General features: G+C 73.1%; 21 protein-coding genes. 11 read left to right on the forward strand and 10 right to left on the reverse strand.

Annotated features, from left to right (window positions below):
- The first annotated feature begins 32 nt into the window (after positions 1-32).
- Positions 33-875: a helix-turn-helix domain-containing protein gene (locus K7396_RS15775; RefSeq protein ID WP_086715859.1), complete on the forward strand. Its 843-nt coding sequence runs from the start codon at positions 33-35 to the stop codon at positions 873-875.
- Positions 857-1,069: a DUF397 domain-containing protein gene (locus tag K7396_RS15780; protein ID WP_086715857.1), complete on the forward strand. Its 213-nt coding sequence runs from the start codon at positions 857-859 to the stop codon at positions 1,067-1,069. Before K7396_RS15775 ends, K7396_RS15780 begins: the two co-directional genes overlap by 19 nt.
- Before the next feature lie 95 nt (positions 1,070-1,164).
- Here K7396_RS15780 and ilvD read toward each other — a convergent pair whose 3' ends face one another.
- The 4 genes from ilvD to K7396_RS15800 all read right to left on the reverse strand — a co-directional run bounded on the left by ilvD (position 1,165) and on the right by K7396_RS15800 (position 5,978).
- Positions 1,165-3,015, reverse strand: coding sequence for a dihydroxy-acid dehydratase (ilvD, locus tag K7396_RS15785; RefSeq protein ID WP_086715864.1), 1,851 nt, complete (start codon positions 3,013-3,015; stop codon positions 1,165-1,167).
- 340 nt (positions 3,016-3,355) lie between these two features.
- Positions 3,356-4,012: a TetR/AcrR family transcriptional regulator gene (locus K7396_RS15790; RefSeq protein WP_086715855.1), complete on the reverse strand. Its 657-nt coding sequence runs from the start codon at positions 4,010-4,012 to the stop codon at positions 3,356-3,358.
- Positions 4,009-4,833, reverse strand: coding sequence for a sugar phosphate isomerase/epimerase family protein (locus K7396_RS15795; RefSeq protein WP_086715853.1), 825 nt, complete (start codon positions 4,831-4,833; stop codon positions 4,009-4,011). Before K7396_RS15795 ends, K7396_RS15790 begins: the two co-directional genes overlap by 4 nt.
- A gap of 218 nt (positions 4,834-5,051) precedes the next feature.
- Positions 5,052-5,978 carry a Ppx/GppA phosphatase family protein gene (locus tag K7396_RS15800; RefSeq protein WP_086715851.1) on the reverse strand — a complete coding sequence of 309 codons (927 nt, stop codon included), beginning with the start codon at positions 5,976-5,978 and terminating at the stop codon, positions 5,052-5,054.
- Positions 5,979-6,053: 75 nt separating this feature from the next.
- Here K7396_RS15800 and K7396_RS15805 point away from each other — a divergent pair, with 75 nt between their 5' ends.
- On the forward strand, positions 6,054-6,926 hold the full coding sequence (locus tag K7396_RS15805; RefSeq protein ID WP_152104650.1) for a hypothetical protein: 873 nt from the start codon (positions 6,054-6,056) through the stop codon (positions 6,924-6,926).
- A gap of 42 nt (positions 6,927-6,968) precedes the next feature.
- On the opposite strand, the gene K7396_RS15810 is transcribed toward K7396_RS15805, so the two are convergent.
- Positions 6,969-8,732: a sigma-70 family RNA polymerase sigma factor gene (locus tag K7396_RS15810; RefSeq protein WP_152104649.1), complete on the reverse strand. Its 1,764-nt coding sequence runs from the start codon at positions 8,730-8,732 to the stop codon at positions 6,969-6,971.
- 268 nt (positions 8,733-9,000) lie between these two features.
- Between K7396_RS15810 and radA the strand changes: the two genes are divergently transcribed.
- Entirely contained in the window at positions 9,001-10,413 is a 1,413-nt protein-coding gene (gene radA, locus K7396_RS15815; protein ID WP_086721221.1) for a DNA repair protein RadA, read from the forward strand.
- 124 nt (positions 10,414-10,537) lie between these two features.
- A complete protein-coding gene (gene disA / locus K7396_RS15820; protein ID WP_086721222.1) occupies positions 10,538-11,662 on the forward strand; it encodes a DNA integrity scanning diadenylate cyclase DisA in 1,125 nt (374 codons plus the stop codon).
- 64 nt (positions 11,663-11,726) lie between these two features.
- Here disA and K7396_RS15825 read toward each other — a convergent pair whose 3' ends face one another.
- On the reverse strand, positions 11,727-12,182 hold the full coding sequence (locus K7396_RS15825) for a VOC family protein (protein ID WP_086721223.1): 456 nt from the start codon (positions 12,180-12,182) through the stop codon (positions 11,727-11,729).
- A gap of 185 nt (positions 12,183-12,367) precedes the next feature.
- Between K7396_RS15825 and K7396_RS15830 the strand changes: the two genes are divergently transcribed.
- Complete coding sequence (locus tag K7396_RS15830) at positions 12,368-13,618, forward strand: helix-turn-helix transcriptional regulator (protein WP_152104648.1); 1,251 nt, start codon at positions 12,368-12,370, stop codon at positions 13,616-13,618.
- A 175-nt stretch (positions 13,619-13,793) separates the two neighbouring features.
- On the opposite strand, the gene K7396_RS15835 is transcribed toward K7396_RS15830, so the two are convergent.
- The 3 genes from K7396_RS15835 to K7396_RS15845 form a co-directional block, all read right to left on the reverse strand.
- Entirely contained in the window at positions 13,794-14,792 is a 999-nt protein-coding gene (locus K7396_RS15835; RefSeq protein WP_086721735.1) for an NAD-dependent epimerase/dehydratase family protein, read from the reverse strand.
- 266 nt (positions 14,793-15,058) lie between these two features.
- Entirely contained in the window at positions 15,059-15,883 is an 825-nt protein-coding gene (locus tag K7396_RS15840; protein WP_107421294.1) for a hypothetical protein, read from the reverse strand.
- A 477-nt stretch (positions 15,884-16,360) separates the two neighbouring features.
- The gene (locus K7396_RS15845; protein ID WP_152104647.1) at positions 16,361-16,789 is read right to left on the reverse strand and encodes a pyridoxamine 5'-phosphate oxidase; all 429 of its coding nucleotides are present in this window, start codon (positions 16,787-16,789) and stop codon (positions 16,361-16,363) included.
- A 643-nt stretch (positions 16,790-17,432) separates the two neighbouring features.
- Here K7396_RS15845 and K7396_RS15850 point away from each other — a divergent pair.
- Both K7396_RS15850 and K7396_RS15855 read left to right on the forward strand, forming a co-directional pair.
- On the forward strand, positions 17,433-18,389 hold the full coding sequence (locus K7396_RS15850) for an HhH-GPD family protein (RefSeq protein WP_086721825.1): 957 nt from the start codon (positions 17,433-17,435) through the stop codon (positions 18,387-18,389).
- A 371-nt stretch (positions 18,390-18,760) separates the two neighbouring features.
- Positions 18,761-19,366 carry a SigE family RNA polymerase sigma factor gene (locus tag K7396_RS15855; RefSeq protein WP_373866930.1) on the forward strand — a complete coding sequence of 202 codons (606 nt, stop codon included), beginning with the start codon at positions 18,761-18,763 and terminating at the stop codon, positions 19,364-19,366.
- 47 nt (positions 19,367-19,413) lie between these two features.
- Here K7396_RS15855 and K7396_RS15860 read toward each other — a convergent pair whose 3' ends face one another.
- On the reverse strand, positions 19,414-19,617 hold the full coding sequence (locus K7396_RS15860) for a hypothetical protein (RefSeq protein ID WP_143589312.1): 204 nt from the start codon (positions 19,615-19,617) through the stop codon (positions 19,414-19,416).
- Between K7396_RS15860 and K7396_RS15865 the strand changes: the two genes are divergently transcribed.
- The 3 genes from K7396_RS15865 to cseC are packed head-to-tail and all read left to right on the forward strand — an operon-like array spanning position 19,595 to position 22,269.
- Positions 19,595-20,236, forward strand: a complete 642-nt coding sequence (locus K7396_RS15865) for a hypothetical protein (protein ID WP_086721824.1) — start codon at positions 19,595-19,597, stop codon at positions 20,234-20,236. The genes K7396_RS15860 and K7396_RS15865 overlap by 23 nt on opposite strands.
- A gap of 9 nt (positions 20,237-20,245) precedes the next feature.
- The gene (cseB, locus tag K7396_RS15870) at positions 20,246-20,956 is read left to right on the forward strand and encodes a two-component system response regulator CseB (protein WP_086721823.1); all 711 of its coding nucleotides are present in this window, start codon (positions 20,246-20,248) and stop codon (positions 20,954-20,956) included.
- Positions 20,957-20,964: 8 nt separating this feature from the next.
- Complete coding sequence (gene cseC / locus K7396_RS15875; protein WP_086721822.1) at positions 20,965-22,269, forward strand: two-component system sensor histidine kinase CseC; 1,305 nt, start codon at positions 20,965-20,967, stop codon at positions 22,267-22,269.
- The last annotated feature ends 136 nt before the right edge of the window (positions 22,270-22,405 follow it).

The raw sequence follows: 22,405 nt of genomic DNA on the forward strand, positions 1-22,405 counted from the left end.
TTAGTTCCATACCTTCCACGGAGGAGGTCGCCATGCCGCCGAGGCGCGCGGTCACCGGTCGGAGCCAGGAGCCACGCCAACGCTTCGTGGAAGAGCTGCGATTACTGCGCGCCCAGAAGGGCGACAGCCTCCGCCAGCTCGGCGAGGCCCTGGGCTGGGACGGCTCCCTGTTCGGCAAGATGGAAAGCGGCCAGACCCTGGGCGGCCCGGAGGTCGCACAGGCCCTGGACCAGTACTACGGGACGAAGGATCTGCTGCTGACGTTGTGGGAGTTGGCACTCGCCGACCCCAGCCAGTTCCGTGAGCAGTACCGGCGTTACATGGTGCTGGAATCCGAAGCCGTCAGCCTGTGGCACTACGCCGTGGGCGTCCTGCCTGGACTGCTTCAGACGAAGGGGTACGCACGCGAAGTGCTCGCGGCGGGCGGCATCAAGGGTGCGGATCTGGACCGCCAAGTGGAAGCCCGTATAGGGCGAAGCAAGCTGCTGGCGAGTGACGATCCGCCGCAGTTCCGCACCATCCTGTCCGAAGCGGTGCTTCGCAGGCCCATGCTCGTTCCACAGGCCTGGCGAGAGCAGCTTGAACACTTGTCCCAGGCCGCCGAGCAGCCCAACATGACGCTGCAGGTGCTGACGCACGGCCCCGGATTGCATGCCCTGGCAAGCACGGACGTGATGTTTCTGCGGCTGACCGATGGGCGCACCGTGGCATACACCGAGAGCGCTCTGCACGGCGAACTCGTGGAGGAATCAGGCCCGGTGGAGCGTCTACAGCGCGCGTACGATGCTGTTCGCGACTTCGCGTTGTCCCCGACCGAGTCGCGGAAGTTCATCGGGCAGATGTTGGAGGAAGTGCCGTGCGAGCCATCGACCTGAGCAACGTCACCTGGCGCAAGTCCAGCTACAGCAACTCCGACGGCGGCCAGTGCCTCGAAGTCTCCGACGACCTCCCCGCCCTCGTCCCCGTCCGCGACAGCAAGGACCCCCACGGCCCCGCGCTCCTCTTCGACGCCACCGCCTGGTCGTCCTTCGTCACCGCCGTGAAGAGCGGCGCACGCTTCGAAGCCTGAGGCACCCCCGGCTCCAAGAACGGGCCCACAGACCGGCCCCCGTCGCTCGCCCGCGACGGGGGCCGTTGCCGTGCTGCTGTGCCTGCCGGGCGGCCTCAGCCCAGCTTGCTCACGTCGCGGACGGCGCCCTTGTCGGCGCTGGTGGCCATGGCGGCGTAGGCGCGCAGGGCCTGGGAGACCTTGCGTTCGCGGTTCTTCGGGGCGTAGACGCCTTCGAGGGCCAGGCGGCGGGATTCCAGCTCGACCTCGCCGACGAGGAGTTCGATGGTGCGGTTCGGGATGTCGATCTTGATGCGGTCGCCGTCCTCGACGAGGGCGATGGTGCCGCCGGAGGCCGCCTCGGGGGAGGCGTGGCCGATGGAGAGGCCGGAGGTGCCGCCGGAGAAGCGGCCGTCGGTGACCAGGGCGCAGGTCTTGCCCAGGCCGCGGCCCTTGAGGAAGGACGTCGGGTAGAGCATCTCCTGCATGCCGGGGCCGCCCTTGGGGCCCTCGTAGCGGATGACGACGACGTCGCCCTCCTTGACCTGCTTCTTGAGGATCTTGTCGACGGCCTCTTCCTGCGACTCGCAGACCACGGCCGGGCCCTCGAAGGTCCAGATGGACTCGTCGACGCCGGCGGTCTTCACGACGCAGCCGTCCTCGGCGAGGTTGCCCTTGAGGACCGCGAGGCCGCCGTCGGCGGAGTAGGCGTGCGCCAGGTCGCGGATGCAGCCGCCCTCGGCGTCGACGTCGAGGCTGTCCCAGCGCTCGGACTGGGAGAAGGCGGTCGCCGAGCGCTTGCAGCCGGGGGCCGCGTGCCACAGCTCGACGGCCACGTCGGAGGGTGAACCGCCGCGCACGTCCCAGGTCTTGAGCCACTCCTCGATGGAGGCGCTGTGCACGGTGTGGACGTCCTCGTTGAGGAGTCCGGCGCGCCACAGCTCGCCGAGGATGGCGGGGATGCCACCGGCCCGGTGCACGTCCTCCATGTAGTACGTGCCGCCCGGCGCGACGTTCGGGGCGACCTTCGCCAGGCAGGGCACCCGGCGGGAGACCGCGTTGATGTCCTCCAGGTCGAAGTCGAGACCGGCTTCCTGGGCGGCGGCGAGCAGGTGCAGGATCGTGTTCGTCGAGCCGCCCATGGCGATGTCGAGGGCCATGGCGTTCTCGAAGGCGGCGCGGGTGCCGATGTTGCGCGGCAGGACGGTGTGGTCGTCCTCGTCGTAGTGCCGCTTGGTGATCTCGACGACGGTGCGGCCGGCGGTCTCGTACAGGGCGCGGCGGGCGGTGTGGGTGGCCAGCGTCGAGCCGTTGCCGGGCAGCGAGAGGCCGATGGCCTCGGTCAGGCAGTTCATGGAGTTGGCGGTGAACATGCCGGAACAGGAGCCGCAGGTCGGACAGGCGTTCTCCTCGATGCGGAGGATGTCCTCGTCGGAGATCTTGTCGTTGACGGCGTCCGAGATCGCGTCGACCAGGTCGAGGGTGCGGACGGTGCCGTCGACGAGGGTGGTCTTGCCGGACTCCATCGGGCCGCCGGAGACGAAGACCGTCGGGATGTTGAGGCGCATCGCGGCCATCAGCATGCCGGGGGTGATCTTGTCGCAGTTGGAGATGCAGATCAGCGCGTCGGCGCAGTGCGCCTCGACCATGTACTCGACGGAGTCGGCGATCAGGTCGCGGGAGGGCAGGCTGTAGAGCATGCCGCCGTGGCCCATGGCGATCCCGTCGTCGACCGCGATGGTGTTGAACTCGCGGGCGATGCCGCCGGCCGCGTGGATCGCCTCGGAGACGATCCGGCCGACCGGCTGGAGGTGGGTGTGGCCGGGCACGAACTCGGTGAAGCTGTTGGCGACGGCGATGATCGGCTTGCCGAAGTCCTCCCGCGCTACGCCGGAGGCCTGCATAAGGGCTCGGGCGCCGGCCATGTTGCGGCCATGGGTAACGGTGCGGGACCTCAGCTCGGGCACGATGGTCACTCCCTCGGGATTACGTCCGTACGACCGCCGGTGCCGGCACCCGGGCCCTGGGCCCCGTACCGGGCGGCGTCATATATCAGCTCCAGTCGAGATTACGCCCCTGATCCAAGATCTGGACAGTCGCTCCGGGATGTGAGACGTCTGACCGGAGTACGGACAGCGGGGAGCGGGCCGTTTGCGCAGGCCGTGGCCGTGATCGGGGCTCCGGGACGGCGTCCGGGCCGGTTGTCAGGGCTGCGTCAGATCCGGCCCGGGACGAGCACCGCGCCGTGGCCGGTTTTCCAGGCGGCGACCGCCCGGACCCGCCGCGCCGCGCCCCGCCCTCAGCCCCTCACGGCTGCGTCAGGTACCGCTGGAGGGCCGGTGCGACCATGGCGATGATCTCCTCCGTGTCGGCGGAGGCGACCGGGTCCATCTTGATCACGTAGCGCAGCATGGCGATCCCGATGAGGTGCCCGGCGGCCAGCTGCGCCCGGAACTCCGGGTCGGGGACGTCCAGTTCGCCCGCCACCCGCTGCAGCATCCGGCGCTCGATGAGCCCGCGCAGCACCGCCGCGGCCTTGTCGTTGGTCAGCGCCGAGCGCATGATCGCCAGCAGCGCGGGCCGGCTGACCGGGTTCTCCCAGACGCCGAACATGAAGCGGGCCATCCGCTCGCCCACGTCCGCGCCGCCGCCGGCGAGGGCGTCGGGCATGGTCAGCGCGGGGGCGAAGGTCAGCTCGATGGCGGCCGCGAAGACCTGCTCCTTGGTGCCGAAGTAGTGGTGCACCAGCGCCGCGTCCACCCCGGCCGCCTTGGCGATGCCGCGCACCGAGGTCTTGTCGTAGCCGCGCTCGGCGAACTCCGCACGGGCCGCGGCCAGGATCCGCTCGCGGGCGCCGGGCCCGGTCTCGGCGGCGGCGCGGGCCGGGCGGCCCCGCCGGCGGGCGGGCGCGGGCGGCGCACCGGGCGCGGAGGCGTCGTCCGGCTCCTGCCCGCTGCCGCTCACGAGCCCGGGACCCGGGTCGGCGAGGCGAGGTGCAGCCGGGTGAAGGCGAGCGCCTCGGCCAGGTCGGCCTCGCGCTCCGCCGCGGACATCGCCCGCCGGGTGTTGACCTCGACGACCACATGGCCGTCGAAGCCGGTGGCCGCCAGCCGCTCCAGTACCTCGGCGCAGGGCTGGCCGCCGCGGCCCGGCACCAGGTGCTCGTCCTTGGCGGAGCCGTTGCCGTCGGCGAGGTGGACGTGCCCCAGGCGGTCGCCCATCCGCTCCACCATCGCCAGCGCGTCGTTGCGGGCGGTGGCGGTGTGCGAGAGGTCGACGGTGAAGTGCCGGTAGTCGTCGTTGGTGGGGTCCCAGTCCGGGGCGTAGGCGAGCATCTCGCGGTCGCGGTAGCGCCACGGGTACATGTTCTCGACGGCGAACTTCACGTCCGTCTCGCCCGCCATCCGCCACACGCCGCGGACGAACTCCCGGGCGTAGCTGCGCTGCCAGCGGAACGGCGGGTGCACGACCACCGTCGAGGCGCCCAGCTTCTCCGCGGCGGTGCGGGCCCGCTGGAGCTTGACCCACGGGTCGGTGGACCACACCCGCTGGGTGATCAGCAGACACGGGGCGTGCACGGCCAGCACCGGCACCCCGTGGTAGTCCGACAGGCGGCGCAGCGCCTCGATGTCCTGGCTGACCGGGTCGGTCCACACCATGACCTCGACGCCGTCGTAGCCCAGGCGCGCGGCGATCTCGAAGGCCGTCGCCGTCGACTCCGGATACACCGAGGCCGTGGACAGCGCGACCTTCGCATCCGGGATGCGCACCACTGGCTCTGTCACGAGGGACAGCGTACGGGCCGGGACCCGCCCCGGGGCAGGAGGTCCGGCACCCGGAGCCCCCGGTCGGTGAGGCCGGGGGACGGTGGGACAGGGGACGACGGGCGTGACGGGGCCGCCGCGGCGTGACGAGTCTCACGGCGGCCGTGCGCCCGCCGGGCGGGCCGCCGCGGCGGTCCGCGGCAGGCGGCCGGCGGGCGGTCCCGGCGGGCCGCGGCGGGCTACGGCAGGTGGTCCAGCCGCCGCAGGATGACGCCCTCGCGCAGCGCCCACGGGCAGATCTCCAGCGTCTCGACCCCGAAGAGATCCATCGCCGCCTCGGCCACCAGCGCCCCGGCGAGCAACTGCCGCGAGCGCCCCTCGGACACCCCGGGCAGCGCGCACCGCTCCGCCGCGGACATCCCGGCCAGCCGCGGCACCCACTCCTCCAGCTTCTTGCGGGTCAGCTCCCGCTGGACGTAGAGCCCGTCCGCCGAGCGCGCGGCGCCCGCGATCCGGGCCAGCTGCCGGAACGTCTTGGAGGTGCCGACGACCCGGTCGGGCGTGCCGTGGCGGCTGAATTCGCTGACCACCTTCGCGATCTCGGCCCGCACCCGGCGGCGCAGCGTCCGCACATCATCGGCCTCCGGCGGATCGCCCGGCAGGTCGCCCGCGGTCAGCCGGCCGGCGCCCAGCGGCAGCGACACCGCCACGTCCGGGTCCTCGTCCAGGCCGTACGCGACCTCCAGCGAGCCGCCGCCGATGTCGAGTACCAGCAGCCGGCCCGCCGACCAGCCCAGCCACCGGCGGGCCGCGAGGAAGGTCAGCCGCGCCTCGTCCTCACCGGACAGCACCTGCAGCTCGACCTCGGTCTCCCGGGCGACCCGGCGCAGCACGTCCTCGCCGTTGGTGGCCTCCCGGACCGCCGACGTCGCGAACGGCAGCACGCTCTCGACGCCCTTGTCCTCGGCCACCTGCAGCGCCTCGTGGACGGTCGCCACCAGCCGCTCCACGCCCGCGTCGCTTATCGCGCCCGCCTCGTCGAGGAGTTCGGCGAGGCGCAGCTCCGCCTTGTGCGAGTAGGCGGGCAGCGGGCGCGCGCCGGGGTGCGCGTCCACCACGAGCAGATGGACCGTATTCGAACCCACATCGAGGACACCGAGTCTCATACGGGGAAACCTACTGCGGGCACCGGGCGCTCCTGTCGTCGCGGTCCCCACCGGGACGCGCCGTAGGCTGGACCCGTGGCAAAGACGAAAAAGGCGAAGCACGAAAAAGCCCGCAACAAGGAAGAAAAGCGGCGCGCCCAGGCGGCTGAGGAGGCGCGGTCCCCGAAGAAGGCCCCGTCCGACGAGGTCGGCCTCGACTTCGCCCGCGCCTGGGTCACCTTCCCGGACCCGGCCGACGACGAGCAGGTCTTCCGCTGCGACCTGACCTGGCTGACCTCCCGCTGGACCTGCATCTTCGGCAGCGGCTGCCAGGGCATCCAGGCCGGCCGGGCGGACGACGGCTGCTGCACGCTCGGCGCGCACTTCTCCGACGAGGACGACGAGAAGCGGGTCGCCGAACACGTGGCACGCCTCACACCCGACGTGTGGCAGCACCACGACATCGGCACCACGACCGGCTGGACCCAGGAGGACGAGGACGGCGAACGCCAGACCCGGCGCTGGGAGGGCTCCTGCATCTTCCAGAACCGCCCCGGCTTCCCGGCCGGCGCGGGCTGCTCCCTGCACATCCTCGCGCTGCGCGAGGGCCGCGAGCCCCTGGAGACCAAGCCGGACGTCTGCTGGCAGCTGCCGGTGCGCCGCACCTACGACTGGATCGACCGGCCCGACGACACCCGGATCCTCCAGGTGACGATCGGCGAGTACGACCGGCGCGGCTGGGGCCCCGGCGGCCACGACCTGCACTGGTGGTGCACCTCCGCGACCTCGGCGCACGGCGCGGGCGACCCCGTGTACGTCTCGTACAAGCCGGAGCTGACCGAGCTGATGGGCAAGAAGGGCTACGCCAAGCTCGCCGCACTCTGCGAGGAGCGGCTGGCCGCGACCCTGCCGATGGCGCCGCACCCGGCGGACCCCCGGCCCGCCGGGAAGCCGCCGCAGCAGAAGTAGGCGCGCGCCGCGGCCGCCGGGGCCGGCGCGGGCCCGCTGCGCTCAGCGGGCCGGGCGCGTCGTGTTCGACGGGGTCCAGCTCGGCTCCGGGCCGGTCGGCCGCGGCGTCGGCGACGGCGGCGCGGAGCTGGGCGACGGGGACGTCGGGGTCGGCGTGGGGGTCGGCCTCGGGTGCGAGGGGCGCGGCGTCGGCCTCGGGGGCGTCGGACGCTGCGGTCCCGGCGCGGGCCCGGTCACACCGTGGCCCTCCATCGTGACGACGGTGCCGCCCGGCTCCAGGGCGATCCGGGCCCGCCAGCGGCCCGCCGGCTCCCGGTCGTGATCGATGTCGACCGTGATCGTCGTGGTCTCGCCCGGCCGCAGCGTGCCCGCCGTATGACTCAGCTGCAGCCACGCCGCGCCCGCCGAGGCGTGCCAGCGCACCGCGGCGCCGCCCGCGGCACTGAGCGTGAGCAGCGTCGTGCGCCCGCTGGGCCGGGCCGCGACCGTCAGCCGGCCCGGACCCGACTCCGCGCGGCTGCCCGGCGCCCCCGTCCGCTGCGGGGTGCCGTCCGCGCTGATCACCTCGACGGACACATCGGGCCCGCCCTCCCCGCCCCGGAAGACCGGATCGGGCGTCGTCCTGGCATTGCCCGCGTTCTCGTACGGCCGGCCGCCCAGCCGCTCCCCGGGCCCCGTGTCGCTGGCCGTCACCGACGGCGACGCGTCCGCCGCCTCGTCGGTGGCCAGTCCGCCGTGGTACGCCGCCCACAGGGCCAGCACCGGCGCCGCGACGACCGTGGCGACCACGGTCGTGGTCAGCGCCCGGCCGCGCAGCCTGCGCCGGCGGGCCACCCGGTCCGTCGGCGAGCCGACGGGGAAACCGCTGCGGTCGTAGCGAGGAGAACCGTTTGCCCCACCCGCCCGGCCGCCGCGTCCCGCGCCCGCCACCCCTTCCGCCCGGCCCGACTTGGCGCGCCGCGCCGCCGCCAGCGCGCACAGCACCGCCTCGCGCGGCGCGGCCACCAGCGGCAGCGACCCCCGGGCCACCGGCGCGGTGCCCGGCCAGGTCCCCGGGGCGGTGGCCCGCTCGGCCGCCCGCCGGCACTCGGCGCAGTCGTCGACATGCCGCACCAGCTCCCGGCTCAGCGCCGCGCCCAGCAGCATCTGATGGTCCCCCGCCAGCCGCGCGACCTCACGGCAGCGGCCGGACTCGACGACCGCCAGCGCCGCCCGGGTCCGCTCCACCTCGCAGGCCGCGGTGGCCAGCAGCGTGCGGGTGGCGACCGGGTCGGCGCCGAGCACCGCGGCGACCTCGTCGGCCGAGAGCTGATGACGCACCGCGAGCTCCAGCGCCTCGCGCTGCTCGGGGACCGTGCCCGCGGCCTCCGGCCAGGCCAGCGCGGCGAGTTCACGCCGCCGGCGCTCCGTCTCGGCGGCGTCCGGGCCCGCGCCCGCCGCGTCCTGCTCCCGGGCGGCCGGGCCGGTGCGCTCGGCGAGCCGGCGCAGACAGGCCCAGCGGGCCAGGGCGTAGAGCCAGGAGCGGTACCGCGTGCGCTCGGCGGGCCGCCTGCCGTGGTGCCGCTCGGCCAGCGCCAGCGTCTCGCCGAGCACCGCGGTCGCCGCGTCGTGCTCGCACAGCACCGACAGGCAGTAGGTGAACAGCCCGTCCAGATACGGCTCGTAGCCGTCGGGGCGCGTGTCCGAGGGGCGCGCGGCGTCCGGGCCGGGCCGCTCGGAGGGCTGCGGCCGGCTCCGGCGCCGGCCGTCGCCGCGCGACCGGTGTGCGCCGGTGGAGTGCGTGGGGTGCTCGGGCCTGCTGCTCATCACCCCGGCGACGGTAGGCGGATGATGCAGCCGGTCTTGCTCGCGTTGGACACTTTTAACCCTTACGGGTGACCATCTCCCTCAAAAGAGGACACGAACAGCTCTTTACACCGCGGCCGCACTCCGTTTGCGCCGCCCGGCCCGGCGCACAACGGCGACGAGCGCGCCGCCCCCGCCCGGCCCCGGCCGGCCCCCTTCCGGGGCCCCTCCTCCCGGCTTGTCCACAGCTCCCGCGGGCGTTGTCGGACCCCGCCGCTACGGTGGCCCCATGGCAACGCGTAAATCCTCGGGCAAGGAGCGCCCCTCCTACCGCTGCACGGAGTGCGGCTGGACCACCGCGAAGTGGCTCGGCCGCTGCCCCGAATGCCAGGCGTGGGGCACGGTCGAGGAGTTCGGCGGCGCCCCCGCGGTCCGCACCACCGCACCCGGCCGGGTCACCACCGCGGCCGTGCCCATCGGCGAGGTCGACGGCCGGCAGGCCACCGCCCGCTCGACGGGCGTGCCCGAACTCGACCGCGTCCTGGGCGGCGGACTCGTCCCCGGCGCGGTCGTGCTCCTGGCCGGCGAACCCGGCGTCGGCAAATCCACCCTCCTGCTGGACGTCGCCGCCAAGGCCGCCTCCGACGCCCACCGCACGCTCTACGTCACCGGCGAGGAATCCGCGAGCCAGGTACGCCTGCGCGCCGACCGCATCGGCGCCCTCGACGACCACCTCTACCTCGCGGCCGAAACCGACCTCTCCGCCGTCCTCGGCCACCTCGACACCGTCAAGCCCTCGCTGCTGATCCTCGACTCCGTGCAGACCGTCGCCTCCCCCGAGATCGAAGGCGCCCCCGGCGGCATGGCCCAGGTCCGCGAAGTGGCCGGCGCCCTCATCCGCGCCTCCAAGGAACGCGGCATGTCCACCCTCCTGGTCGGCCACGTCACCAAGGACGGCGCCATCGCCGGACCCCGCCTCCTGGAACACCTCGTCGACGTCGTCCTGCACTTCGAAGGCGACCGGCACGCCCGGCTCCGCCTCGTCCGCGGCGTCAAGAACCGCTACGGCACCACCGACGAGGTCGGCTGCTTCGAACTCCACGACGAAGGCATCACCGGCCTCGCCGACCCCTCCGGCCTCTTCCTCACCCGCCGCGCCGAACCCGTGCCCGGCACCTGCCTGACCGTGACCCTGGAAGGCCGCCGCCCCCTCGTCGCCGAGGTCCAGGCCCTCACCGTCGACTCCCAGATCCCCTCCCCCCGGCGCACCACCTCCGGCCTGGAGACCTCCCGGGTCTCGATGATGCTCGCCGTACTGGAACAGCGCGGCCGCATCAGCGCCCTGGGCAAACGCGACATCTACAGCGCCACGGTCGGCGGCGTGAAGCTGACCGAACCCGCCGCCGACCTCGCCGTGGCCCTCGCCCTCGCCAGCGCCGCCAGCGACACCCCCCTCCCCAAGAACCTCGTCGCCATCGGCGAAGTGGGCCTCGCGGGCGAGGTCAGAAGGGTCACCGGCGTCCAGCGCCGGCTGTCCGAAGCGGCCCGCCTCGGCTTCACCCACGCCCTCGTCCCCTCCGACCCCGGCAAGATCCCCGACGGAATGCGGGTACTGGAGGTCGCCGACGTCGGAGCGGCCCTCACCGTCCTGCCCAAACGGGTGCGCCGGGAGGCCCCACAGGAAGAGGGCGCACGCCGGTAGACTTTGCCCTGGTCTCGCCCGTCGCCGCAGAATTGCCTGTCGGCCACGTACGCTCCGCTGGTACGTCAACACAGCATGGGCCGGGCGGCCTGCGGACCGACAGACCTTGCGACGGAGGAGTGCAGTGGCAGCCAACGACCGGGCATCGACTTCCGGCAGGTCCGGTGGAAGCTCCGGCACCGAGAGCCTGATGCGCGCCACGCTGAGCGCCGTCGCGCCCGGTACCGCCCTGCGCGACGGCCTGGAGCGCATCCTCCGCGGCAACACCGGCGGGCTGATCGTGCTGGGCTTCGACAAGACCGTCGAAACCATGTGTACCGGCGGATTCGTCCTCGACGTCGAGTTCACCGCGACCCGGCTGCGCGAGCTGTGCAAGCTCGACGGCGCCCTGGTCCTCGACAAGGACATCACCAAGATCCTGCGGGCCGGCGTCCAGCTCGTCCCGGACGCCTCCATCCCCACCGAGGAGACCGGCACCCGCCACCGCACCGCCCAGCGCGTCTCCATCCAGGCCGGCTTCCCGGTCGTCTCCGTCAGCCAGTCGATGCGCCTGATCGCCCTCTACGTCGACGGCGAGCGCCGCGTCCTGGAGGAGTCCGCCGCGATCCTCTCCCGCGCCAACCAGGCGCTGGCGACCCTGGAGCGCTACAAGCTCCGCCTCGACGAGGTCGCCGGCACCCTCTCCGCCCTGGAGATCGAGGACTTGGTGACGGTCCGCGACGTCACCGCGGTCGCCCAGCGCCTGGAGATGGTCCGCCGGATCGCCACGGAGATCGCCGAATACGTCGTCGAGCTCGGCACGGACGGCCGCCTCCTCGCCCTCCAGCTGGAGGAACTGATCGCCGGCGTGGAGCCGGAACGCGAACTGGTCGTCCGCGACTACGTCCCCCAGCCGACCGCCAAGCGCTCCCGCACCGTCGTCGAGGCCCTCGCCGAACTCGACGCGCTCAGCCACACCGAACTCCTCGAACTCCCCATCGTCGCCCGCGCCCTGGGCTACAGCGGAGCCCCCGAAACCCTCGACTCCGCGGTCTCCCCGCGCGGCTTCCGCCTGCTGGCGAAGGTCCCCCGGCTCCCCGGCACGGTCATCGACCGCCTCGTCGACCACTTCGGCGGCCTGCAAAAGCTCCTCGCGGCCAGCGTCGACGACCTCCAGGCCGTCGACGGCGTCGGCGAGGCCCGCGCCCGCTCGGTCCGCGAGGGCCTGTCCCGCCTGGCGGAGTCGTCGATCCTGGAGCGGTACGTCTGATCCTGGGGCCGGTACGGGCGGGGATGCGCAGCCCCTGAGTTCGGCCGGGCCCCGCGGGGGCCCGTCACGCCCGCCCGGCGGCGCCCTGAACGTCCGCCGGGACGCCCGCCCGGTGGTCCTGCCGGCGGTCCTGCCGCCGCACGGCCTCCGGCGTGACGGGCGTGAAGAAGTTGATCAGATTCCCGTCCGGGTCCCGGAACAGCAGGGAGCGGTTGCCCCACGGCATCGTCGTCGGCTGCTGCACGAACGCACAGCCCAGAGACGCCAGCCGCCGGTACTCCGCGTCGACGTCCGCCACCCGGAACTCGATGATCACCGTCCGGTTGGCGGCCGGGCGGGCGGAGTCCTCGCCGAACAGCGCCACGGTGCGGCTGCTCGCCACCGCCAGCGTGCACGACGGCGTCACCAGCTCGGCGAAGTCAGGGGTCGACCACGCCGCCGGAACACCGGTGACCCGTTCGTAGAACGCGACGAGACCGGCGACGTCGTGGGTGATCACACGCAGCGAAACAACGTTCATGAGCGGCTTCCTGTCGGAGAGTCCCCCGGAGGTCCACCGGGGTCGGCACCACGGTCCACCCCCGGGGTCGCACCACGGTGCCGACTGCACGGCACCGCGCACGCACCGGAGGAAGAGGCGCTGCCGACGAACGTAGAGCCGATACCGGACAGAACCCGCCCGGTATACGCGGCACACTTTCCGGCGTGACCACCTCGACCGCCCGCGTGCTCGCACTGCTGGAGATCCTCCAGGGCAGCGGCCGCCACACCGTCCCCGACCTGGCCGCACGCCTCGGCGTCGACGAACGCACCGTCCGCCGCTACGCCGGCCACCTGCAGGACCTCGGCGTACCCGTCGAGTCGGTACGCGGCCGCTACGGCGGCTACCGGCTCCTCCCCGGCTACCGGATGCCCCCGCTGATGCTCACCGACGAAGAGGCCCTCGCCGTCCTCCTCGGCCTGCTGTCCGGCCGGAACACCGGACCGGCCACCACGTCCCCCGCCGCGACCGAGAGCGCCGCCGCCAAGATCCGCCGCGTACTGCCCAAACCCCTGGCACGCCGGCTGGACGCCCTGCGCGAAACCACCGGCTTCACCACACGCCCCCACCCCACCCCGCCCCCGGAAACCCACACACTCCTCGCACTCGCCGAAGCCGCCCGCCACCAACACCCGGTAACCCTCACCTACACCGACCGCAACGCCCACACCACCACCCGCACCGTCCACCCCTACGGCCTCGTAGCCCACTCGGGGCGGTGGTATCTGACGGCGGGGGTGGGCGGTGGCGGGGTGACGGGCGGTGGGGCGGCGGCTGGTGGTTCGTCTGGGGCTGGTGGGGCTGCTGAAGCCGCCGATCACGTCGGTCCCGTCGGTTCCGTCGGTTCCGTCGGTTCCGTCGGCGGGGCAGGCTCCGTCGCCGATTCCGCCGGTTCCGCCGATTCAGCTGATCCTGCCGACTCCGCTGATCCCGTTGGGGAGTCCGGCGTCCCGGCCGACGAAGGGATACGTACCTTCCGGCTGGACCGGATCGCCGCCCTGACCGTGCAGCCGGGCTCCTTCACCGTCCCGCCGAACTTCGACCCGGTCACCACCCTGCTCGACGGCCTCGCCCGCACCCCCTGGGCCCACGAGGTCTCCCTCCGCGTCCACGGCAGCGTCGAGCACATCCGCAAGCACCTGCCCGCCGGGATCGCCACGCTGTCACCCGTCACGTCCGAGGGTGCCGGGGCACGTACGGGGGCAGGAAGGGAGGCCGACGCGGCCACCGGCACCGAATGGGTCCACGTCCGCCTCCGGGCCGAGCGGCTCGACTGGATACCCTCCGTACTCGCCGCCCTGGACCGCCCGTTCGTCATCGAACACCCCACGGCCCTCCGCGACCTCGTCCGCGCCCTGGCCCACCGCCTCCACGAGAACGCCACCGCCGACGAGCCACCCCACCCACCCATGTGACCGGCCGGCCAGCGACATTCACGGTCATCGCGAAGGGGACAAGCGAAAGATGACGAGCTGAGCCCTACAGCCGCCCCCTCGACCAGCAACCAGCTGTCCGCCGGCCCGACGCCCGGCCCTCAACCGCTCCCCCCTACCCCTCCCCCGGCCCAGCAGCCGGCCCGCCGTCCACCCATCAGTCCGCTCGGCGCAACGCCAGCGCCACCGCCTCCTTCGCCGGGTCCAGCCCGAGCACGGGCCGGTCCGGACGCTGCGGCGCCACACCGCCGATCGCCTGCAGCCAGGCCCAGGTGTCGGCAACGGTTTCCGCGACGGGCCGGCAACGCAGCCCGGCCGCCAGCGCCTTGGACACGTCGACGCCGAAGAGCGCGTCCCTCAGCTCACCGGGCGCCAGCCACACCGGCAGCTCGGTCCAGGGCTCGATCCCGGCGGCGAGCACATGCTCCGGCGCGGTCCAGCGCAGCTCCGCATCCGAGCCGGTGACCTTCACGCAGCTCTCCAACAGCTCGCCCATGGTGGCGTGGCCGACCTCGCTCACCAGGCTGTACGGCCCACCCAGCCCGCCCTCCAGGGCGTCCAGCGTCCACTCGGCCAGGTCACGGACGTCGATGTACTGCAGCGCCATCCCCCGCGGCCCCGGCGCGAGGACCGGGCCGCCGCGCGCGATCCGCCCCAGCCACCACGGCAGCCGCCCCACGTTCTCGTACGGCCCGAGGATCAGCCCCGCGCGCACCAGCAGCGCCCGCTCCCCGAACACCTCGGCCGCGGCCAGCTCGCCACCCCGCTTGGCCTGCGCGTAGTCCTCGGCGTCGGTGGCGTCCGAAGAGCCCGCCACCAGCGGCGCGCGCTCGTCGAGCCTGGCCGTGGGCGGGAAGGCATACACCGAGCCGCTGGACACATAGGCGTACGTCCCCACCCGCCCGGACAGCAGCCGCGCACTGTTCCGCACCACCGACGGCGCACCGCTCCAGGTGTCCACCACGGCGTCCCACTCGCCCTGTTCCAGGGCCGCGAGCCCCGCCGGGGCCCCACGGTCGCCGTGCAGCGCCGTCACGCCCTCCGGCGGCGCGTGGTTCCCGCGGTGGAAGACCGTCACCCCCCACCCGCGCGCCACCGCCGCCTCACTGACCGCCCGCCCCACGAACTCCGTTCCACCCAGCATCAGTAGCTTCATGACGCCGACTATCCCGGACGACCCCGACCTCAGCAGCCCCGCTCGCTCCCAGCAGAACCGCTACGGGCGGAACCCCGAAGACACATACGAGCCAGGCGCATACGAGCAAAATCCGGCGCACGCACAGCCACAGCGCGCGCCCCGCCGCGGAGACGGCCCCCGGACAACATGACACCGGAACGACACGGCCCTCCGCAGAAAGCCTGGCCTCCCCGGCCCTCGGCCCCCGCCTCTGGGCACCTCAGCGGCGCCTCAGCCCTCAGCCTTTAGCTCTCGGCCAGGACAAACGTCGTATGGACCGTGTCCAGCCCGGGCACCTTCGCCTCGATCAGGTACTTGCCGGACGGCACCGTGGCCGAGCTCGGAGTGGCGCACTGCGGGCCGCTGGCCCGCCGGTCCCACACGATGGTGCGCTTCACGGAACCCTTGGCCGGCACCTGCAGCAGCGCGGGCCGGGTGCCCGACGGGCAGTCGTTCGAGGCCCACACCCGGTCGTCGCCCGCGGTGTCCGTGATGGTGAGCACCGCGGCCTTCTGCCCGAGGTCCACCTTGCACGCGTCACCGGCACCGTTCTTGACCGTCAGCTCGAACGTCGGCTTGGCACTCGGCGCATAGGACTTCTTGACGCTGTGGAGCACCAACTCCGCCTCATCCGAGACACAGTTGGGGAGCGAGGAACTCGCATCGACGGCGTTCTTGCCGGAGCCCTGGCCGAGCGGCCCATCGGGAACGGAACCCGAACTTCCGGAACCGCCCACGGAGTCACCACCGGACTCGTCGCCACCGCCGGCCGCGCCCGAGCCACCGCCGGAACCGGAGTCCGAACCCCCGCCACCGCTCGACTCGTCGCGCCCGCCCGGCTTTTGATCATCCGCGGGCCCGCTGGCGGAGGGCCCGGGCGTGATGGAGGTCGCGGGCCCCTTGCCGTGGGGCCCCTTGCCCTCATCGCCACTCTTGCCGCCGCTTGCGCCCCAGTTGAGGGCCCACACGACCAGAAGGGCGAGCAGTACGACGATGGCCAGCGCAACGGCCCTCCGCCGCCAGTAGATGGAGGAGGGAAGCGGCCCGATCGGATTGCGCAGTGATCCCACGCGGAAACTCTACGAGAGATCAGCCGCCACACCGGCCAGTACCCGCCGTATCCGACTGCAACTTTTCCCATGATCAGCCCGGACCCGCCGGCCCGTCCCTCCACAGACAACTCCCGGGCCCCGTTTCCTGCCCCCATCCCGCCCTAACGCCTCTGATACAGGCTTAGTTCGGATAGGTCACACTCCGCTCACTCCGTCACCACTTCCGCTCGGTGCGCCATCGACGACCGACGGACCGGAGGGCCCAACCGATGCCCGAGCGCAGGAGCAGGCACGGACCCAACGGAAGAGGGCCCGCCCAGAGAGAAGAGGGCACGCCCGGAGCCAGGGGCCGCCCCTGAGACAGCCTCGCCCCGGGCCAGGCTCAGCCCGGAAACGCCATCGCCCCAGGTCGGCATGCCCACCCAGCCCTCAGCCCCAGCCCCCCGGCCGCCGCCGACCGGGCAAAGGCCAGTCCCGCCCCGTCCCGCCGCGACCTCACCGGCCCGACGACCACTCCTCCTTGTGACCGAAGCCCTGCCCGTTGTCGATCAGCCGCAGCCAGTCGGGCCGCAGCTCCCACAGCGCGGTCCGCTCCAGGGCATCGCGCAGCCGCTCGCTCGTCGCGACAAAGGGGAAACGCTCCAGATAGACCCGCCAGCCGGCCTCCCGCTCCGCGCCGGTCAGCGTGCGGCAGCCGCCCCGCCCTTGAAGCCCGGTCAGGCCGGTCCACTCCTGGCCGTCCCGCTGGGCCGTGAACGCAACCCGCGCCCCCGGCTCCGCGAGGGCCCGGCCGTGCCGTGTGGTGGCCGACGTGACGAAGTACAGCGCGGGCCCCGCCCCGGCCTCCGCGCCGCCCTGCACGTCGGTGGCGTACAGCACCGCGCACGCCTGCGGCCCCTCCTCGTCCACGTACGCCAGGGTCATCGTCGTATGCGCGGCCAGCGCCCGCCGGATCCCCTCCGGACACGGGCCACCACCCGTCCCCGCCGCTTCGCCGGATCCCGCAGCGCCGTCCGAGCCCCACTCGCCACCCGATCCCGCCGCGCCACCCGGCCCCGCAGCACCGCCTGACGCCCCAGCACCGCCTGGCGCCCCGGCACGGCCGGATGCACCGGCGCCCCTCCCCCCAGCCATACCCGCGCCCGAGCCCACCTCGTCCGAGCCCGCCACGCCCGAGCCCGCCGCGCCCGACTCGGCCGCGTCGCCCCTCCCAGCCGCACCACCGGGCCTCAGCGCACCGCTCATCCTCACCGCACCGCTCCTATCGCCCGTCCCGCGCATCCGCTCCATGCCCGCATCCTCGCTTTCCCTGCCAATCCCTGCGTTCCCTGCGTTCCCTGCTTGCCGCCTCCATATATTCCAGCAACGATTACGGAGAGTGACTAGTTCCCCCGGAATGTAATCAGCCCCGGCCCCCGTGCCGCACCCCGAAGCCGCCGCGCCCTCCTCCTACCGCCGGTAGCCGCCACCCGTGCGTATGTGGTCGTCCTGCGTGCGGGTGGGCGCGCGGCGGGGCGGCCCGGCGCGTTTCCCGGGCGGCGTCGGACGTGCCAGGATCGGCAGTGCCATGACTTCGACGCCTGTCACCACCACTGCCACGACCGCCGCCACCGAGACCGCTTCTGCCGCCGGTGCGGCCGCGGAAGCCGACGGGACCGCGCTGCACGGCCCGGTCACCGACTGGTTCGACGAGCACGCCCGCGATCTGCCCTGGCGCCGCCCCGAGGCGGGCGCCTGGGGTGTGATGGTGAGCGAGTTCATGCTGCAGCAGACCCCGGTCAGCAGAGTGCTGCCGGTCTACGAGCAGTGGCTGGCCCGCTGGCCCCGCCCCGCCGACCTGGCCGCCGAGGCGCCGGGCGAGGCGGTACGGGCCTGGGGCCGGCTCGGCTACCCGCGCCGCGCCCTGCGGTTGCACGCCGCCGCCTCCGCGATACAGGAGCGGCACGGCGGCGACGTGCCCCGTGAGCACGGCCAGTTGCTGGCGTTGCCCGGCGTCGGCGAGTACACGGCGGCCGCGGTCGCCTCGTTCGCGTACGGGCAGCGGCACGCGGTGCTGGACACCAATGTGCGCCGGGTGTTCGCGCGCGCGGTGGCCGGCCGGCAGTTCCCGCCGAACGCCACCACGGCGGCGGAGCGCAAGCTCGCGCGGCAGTTGCTGCCCGAGGACGAGAAGCTGGCGGCGCGCTGGGCGGCGGCCACGATGGAGCTGGGTGCGCTGCTGTGCACGGCGCGTGCTCCGGAGTGCGGGCGCTGCCCGATCGCCGCGCAGTGTGCCTGGCGGCGGGCCGGGTCGCCGGCGCACGACGGTCCGGCGCGTCGTACGCAGACGTATGCCGGTACGGACCGGCAGGTGCGGGGCAAGCTGCTCGCGGTGCTGCGCGAGGCGGTGTCGCCGGTGCCGCAGCAGGCGCTGGACGCGGTGTGGGACGAGCCGGTGCAGCGGGCGCGGGCGCTGGACGGGCTGGTCTCGGACGGTTTGGTGGAGCCGCTCGGCGGTGGCCGCTATCGGTTGCCGCTCACGTAGTGCGGCGCTCACGCGTACGCGATTGCCTGTAAGACGGAGGAAGGGCGCGGTCACTTCGGCGGCCGCGCCCTTCGGCGTCGGGCGGCCCTGGCTGACCGGGTGTCACCTTTCGCCGTACTTGACCGGAAAGCGCCCCCGATACGACCGGAAGAAGACCTTCCCTTTGTGCGATGACCCCCGCGTCACGGCCGGTCGGCCTTTCGGCGGGGGTGCTCCTCCCTCCGGAGGATGACGTGCGGCAGGCCGTCGTCCGTCCGAGGTATGACCCCTGGCGGGCTGTTACACAACCGAGGGTTTTCCGTGCACTCGCTGTGGGGCCGACGCACATTACGCCGCAACACCCCCTCCGTAGCGTCTTCCTCGTGCTGGAGATGACCGCCAGCACGGTCAACGTGGGGAATCGTAAGCGGATCGGAGGCGTCGACATGGCGACCAGCGGCGGCAAGGTACTGGACTTCGAAGAGTACGTGCGTACCCGGCAGGAGGCCCTGCTGCGCAGCGCCCGGCGCCTGGTGCCCGACCCGGTCGACGCCCAGGATCTGCTGCAGACGGCACTGGTCCGCACGTACGGCCGCTGGGACGGCATCGCGGACAAGTCGCTGGCCGACGCCTACCTCCGCCGCGTCATGATCAACACGCGGACCGAGTGGTGGCGGGCGCGCAAGCTGGAAGAGGTGCCCACCGAGCAGCTTCCGGACGCGAGCGTGGACGACGGCACGGAGCAGCGCGCCGACCGCGCGCTACTGATGGACATCCTCGGGGTGCTGGCTCCCAAGCAGCGCAGCGTCGTCGTGCTGCGACACTGGGAGCAGATGAGCACGGAGGAGACCGCCGCGGCGCTGGGCATGTCCACGGGGACGGTCAAGAGCACGCTGCACCGTGCGCTGGCCCGGCTGCGTCAGGAGCTGCAGATGCGTGACATCGACGCGCGGATGCTGGAGCGCGGCGAGCGGGGGCGGGAGCGGTGCGCGGCCTGACCGGCGGCACGCGGCGCTCCGCGGGCCGGCGAGCGGCACAACCGGCATCACACCACATGCGAGACGAAGTGCGCCTTTACCGATGAAAACGGACACGGCGCCAGGCGCCTTACGGCTCGCAGCGCGACGCGCGACAATCTCCTCAGGAACAGCGGCGGCATCGGCAGCTGTGCGAGCAGCACGGTGAGCGGGAGCGGATTGACCAGGAACAGGTTGACCAGGATCGGGTTGACCAGAGGCGGCGCGGCCACGGCGGGTGTGGCCGCCGTCGGCCTTTTGCTGGCCGGATGCAATCCGGGCGGCGAGGGCGTCCGCAGCGAGGGGTCGGCCGGCACCACCCGCGCGCCCCAGGGCGCGCTGCACACCACCCCCAGCCCGTCGGCGCCCGCCCGCTACAAGAAGGTCGACGCCGTCAAGCTGCTGAAGCACGCCCCGAAGGTCGGCCCGGACGTGAAGAGGTCGCTGGCCAAGCCGTGCGCCGCGGACGAGTACCCGGTCGAGGTGACGTATGCGTCGCTGACCGGCGCGAAGTCGCCCGACGTCATCGTCAACGTCATGACCTGCGCGGATTCCGTCGGCATCGGCGCGTATGTGTTCCGCAGGCGCCCGGGTGCCCCGGACGGGTATGACACCGTGTACGTCAACGAACAGCCGTCGGTCTACGCCGGGGTGAACAAGGGCGACCTGGAGGTCTCCAAGCAGACCTACGCCGCGGGCGACAAGGTGTGCTGCCCCTCCGGCGAGGACGTGGTGACCTACCACTGGGCGGACGGCCGCTTCAGCCAGCGCGGGCGCCCGTACCACACCGACTACAGCAAGACCACCGCCGGCGGCGCCACGCCGGACGACGACACGGGAACGGAGGGCTGAGACCACCGCATGGCCGAGACCCATGTCCTCTTCGTCGAGGACGACGACGTCATCCGCGAGGCCACCCAGCTCGCACTGGAACGCGACGGCTTCACGGTCACCGCGATGCCGGACGGGCTCGCGGGCCTGGAGGCGTTCCGTGCCGACCGACCCGATATCGCGCTGCTCGATGTGATGGTGCCGGGGCTCGACGGCGTCAGCCTGTGCCGGCGCATCCGCGACGAGTCGACCGTCCCCGTGATCATGCTGTCGGCGCGCGCCGATTCGATCGACGTGGTGCTCGGCCTGGAGGCCGGCGCGGACGACTATGTGACCAAGCCGTTCGACGGCGCGGTGCTGGTCGCCCGGATCCGCGCGGTGCTGCGCCGCTTCGGCCACGCCAGCGGTCCGGACCGGGCCGGCGGCGCGTCCGCGGACCCGGCCGACATCCCCGAGCCGGTGCTGCGCTTCGGCGACCTGGAGGTCGACACCGAGGGCATGGAGGTCCGCAAGGGCGGTGCGAACGTCGCCCTGACGCCGACCGAGATGCGGCTGCTGCTGGAGTTCTCCAACGCACCGGGTACGGTCCTCTCGCGCGACCGGCTGCTGGAGCGGGTCTGGGACTACGGCTGGGGCGGCGACACCCGGGTGGTGGACGTCCATGTCCAGCGGTTGCGCGGCAAGATCGGCCAGGACCGGATCGAGACGGTCCGCGGCTTCGGATACAAGCTGAGAGGCTGACACGGCCGGTGGTCAGGCTGGCCCTGCGGACGGGGCTGAGATGGAAGCTCAGCGCCGCGATCGCGCTCGTCGGAGCGCTGGTCGCGATCGCGCTGAGCCTTGTCGTGCACAACGCCGCCCGGCACTCCATGCTCGACAACAGCCGCGACGTGCAGATCGAGCGGCTGAACTTCACCCAGAAGATCTTCATCTCCACCAACCGGCTGCAGTTCGGCGCCAAGATCGACGATCCGGCGCTGCCGGAGGCGCTGCGCGACGAGGTCGAGAAGAACAAGCGCGCCACCTACCTCCAGGACACCGGGCAGACCGCCCCCGAGGTGTGGGCCGCCTCCCCGCTCAGCAACGGCCGGGTGCTGTCCGTCCACGACCGTTTCCCCGACCGCTTCGCCGTCCTCGACGACCTCGACAAGGCGCTGGTCATCGGCTCGACCGCGGTGGTGGTCGGCGGCTGCGCGCTGGGCGTGCTGGTCGGCGGACGGCTCTCCAGGCGGCTGCGCAAGGCGGCCGCGGCGGCCGGCAAGCTCGCGGACGGCGACACCGCCGTCCGCATCCGCGACGAGGTCGGCAGCGGGCGGGTGCGCGACGAGACCGACGACCTGGCCTTCGCCGTGGACGCCATGTCGGACGCCCTCCAGGAACGCATCGAGGCCGAGCGGCGGGTCACCGCCGACATCGCCCACGAGCTGCGCACCCCCGTCACCGGCCTGCTGACCGCCGCCGAACTGCTGCCGCCCGGCCGCCCCTCCGAACTCGTCCGCGACCGCGCGCAGGCGCTGCGCACCCTCGTCGAGGACGTCCTGGAAGTGGCCCGGCTCGACGGCCATGCGGAGCGCGCCGAGCTGCAGGACGTCGCGCTCGGCGAGTTCGTCACCCGGCGGGTGCGCGCCCTCGACCCGGACATCACCGTCGACGTCGTACGGGACGCCGAGGTCACCACCGACCCGCGCCGCCTGGAGCGGATCCTCGGCAACCTGATCGCCAACGCCGCCCGGCACGGCAGGCCGCCCATCGAAGTCACCGTCGAGGGCCGGGTGCTGCGGGTCCGCGACCACGGCACCGGCTTCCCCGAGGCGCTGCTGCGCGAGGGCCCCAGCCGGTTCCGCACCGGCAGCAGCGATCGTGCCGGGCGCGGGCACGGCCTCGGCCTGACCATCGCCGCGGGCCAGGCCCGCGTGCTCGGCGCCCGCCTCACGTTCCGCAACGCGGACGAACTCACCGACGGGTCGACGGGCGCGGTCTCCGTCCTCTGGCTGCCGGAGAATGCCCCGACGAGTACGGGGAGCTTTCCGGTTCTTCATCTGCCTGACCGGTAACGCGGTTGCGTTGCCCCACGTTTTTGGCTCTCCCGCCATGGGTCTTCTCGCCGTGATTCGCCCGCTGCGCGGTGCGCTCGCCGTTGCGCCTGGCGGCGGGCCGGTCCGCTGCGCAGGCCCGTCCCCTCCCGTTGAG

The sequence above is a fragment of the Streptomyces angustmyceticus genome (genome assembly GCF_019933235.1).
In the GTDB taxonomy this organism is placed as follows: domain Bacteria; phylum Actinomycetota; class Actinomycetes; order Streptomycetales; family Streptomycetaceae; genus Streptomyces; species Streptomyces angustmyceticus.

Coding starts and splice junctions, on each gene's coding strand:
- K7396_RS15845 (WP_152104647.1), bottom strand. CDS start 16,789: ATGACCCTGGCGTACGTGGACGAGGAGGGGCCGCAGGCGTGCGCGGTG.
- K7396_RS15835 (WP_086721735.1), bottom strand. CDS start 14,792: ATGAAGCTACTGATGCTGGGTGGAACGGAGTTCGTGGGGCGGGCGGTC.
- radA (WP_086721221.1), top strand. CDS start 9,001: ATGGCAACGCGTAAATCCTCGGGCAAGGAGCGCCCCTCCTACCGCTGC.
- K7396_RS15800 (WP_086715851.1), bottom strand. CDS start 5,978: ATGAGACTCGGTGTCCTCGATGTGGGTTCGAATACGGTCCATCTGCTC.
- K7396_RS15775 (WP_086715859.1), top strand. CDS start 33: ATGCCGCCGAGGCGCGCGGTCACCGGTCGGAGCCAGGAGCCACGCCAA.
- K7396_RS15855 (WP_373866930.1), top strand. CDS start 18,761: ATGACCGCCAGCACGGTCAACGTGGGGAATCGTAAGCGGATCGGAGGC.
- cseB (WP_086721823.1), top strand. CDS start 20,246: ATGGCCGAGACCCATGTCCTCTTCGTCGAGGACGACGACGTCATCCGC.
- K7396_RS15810 (WP_152104649.1), bottom strand. CDS start 8,732: ATGAGCAGCAGGCCCGAGCACCCCACGCACTCCACCGGCGCACACCGG.
- K7396_RS15825 (WP_086721223.1), bottom strand. CDS start 12,182: ATGAACGTTGTTTCGCTGCGTGTGATCACCCACGACGTCGCCGGTCTC.
- K7396_RS15850 (WP_086721825.1), top strand. CDS start 17,433: ATGACTTCGACGCCTGTCACCACCACTGCCACGACCGCCGCCACCGAG.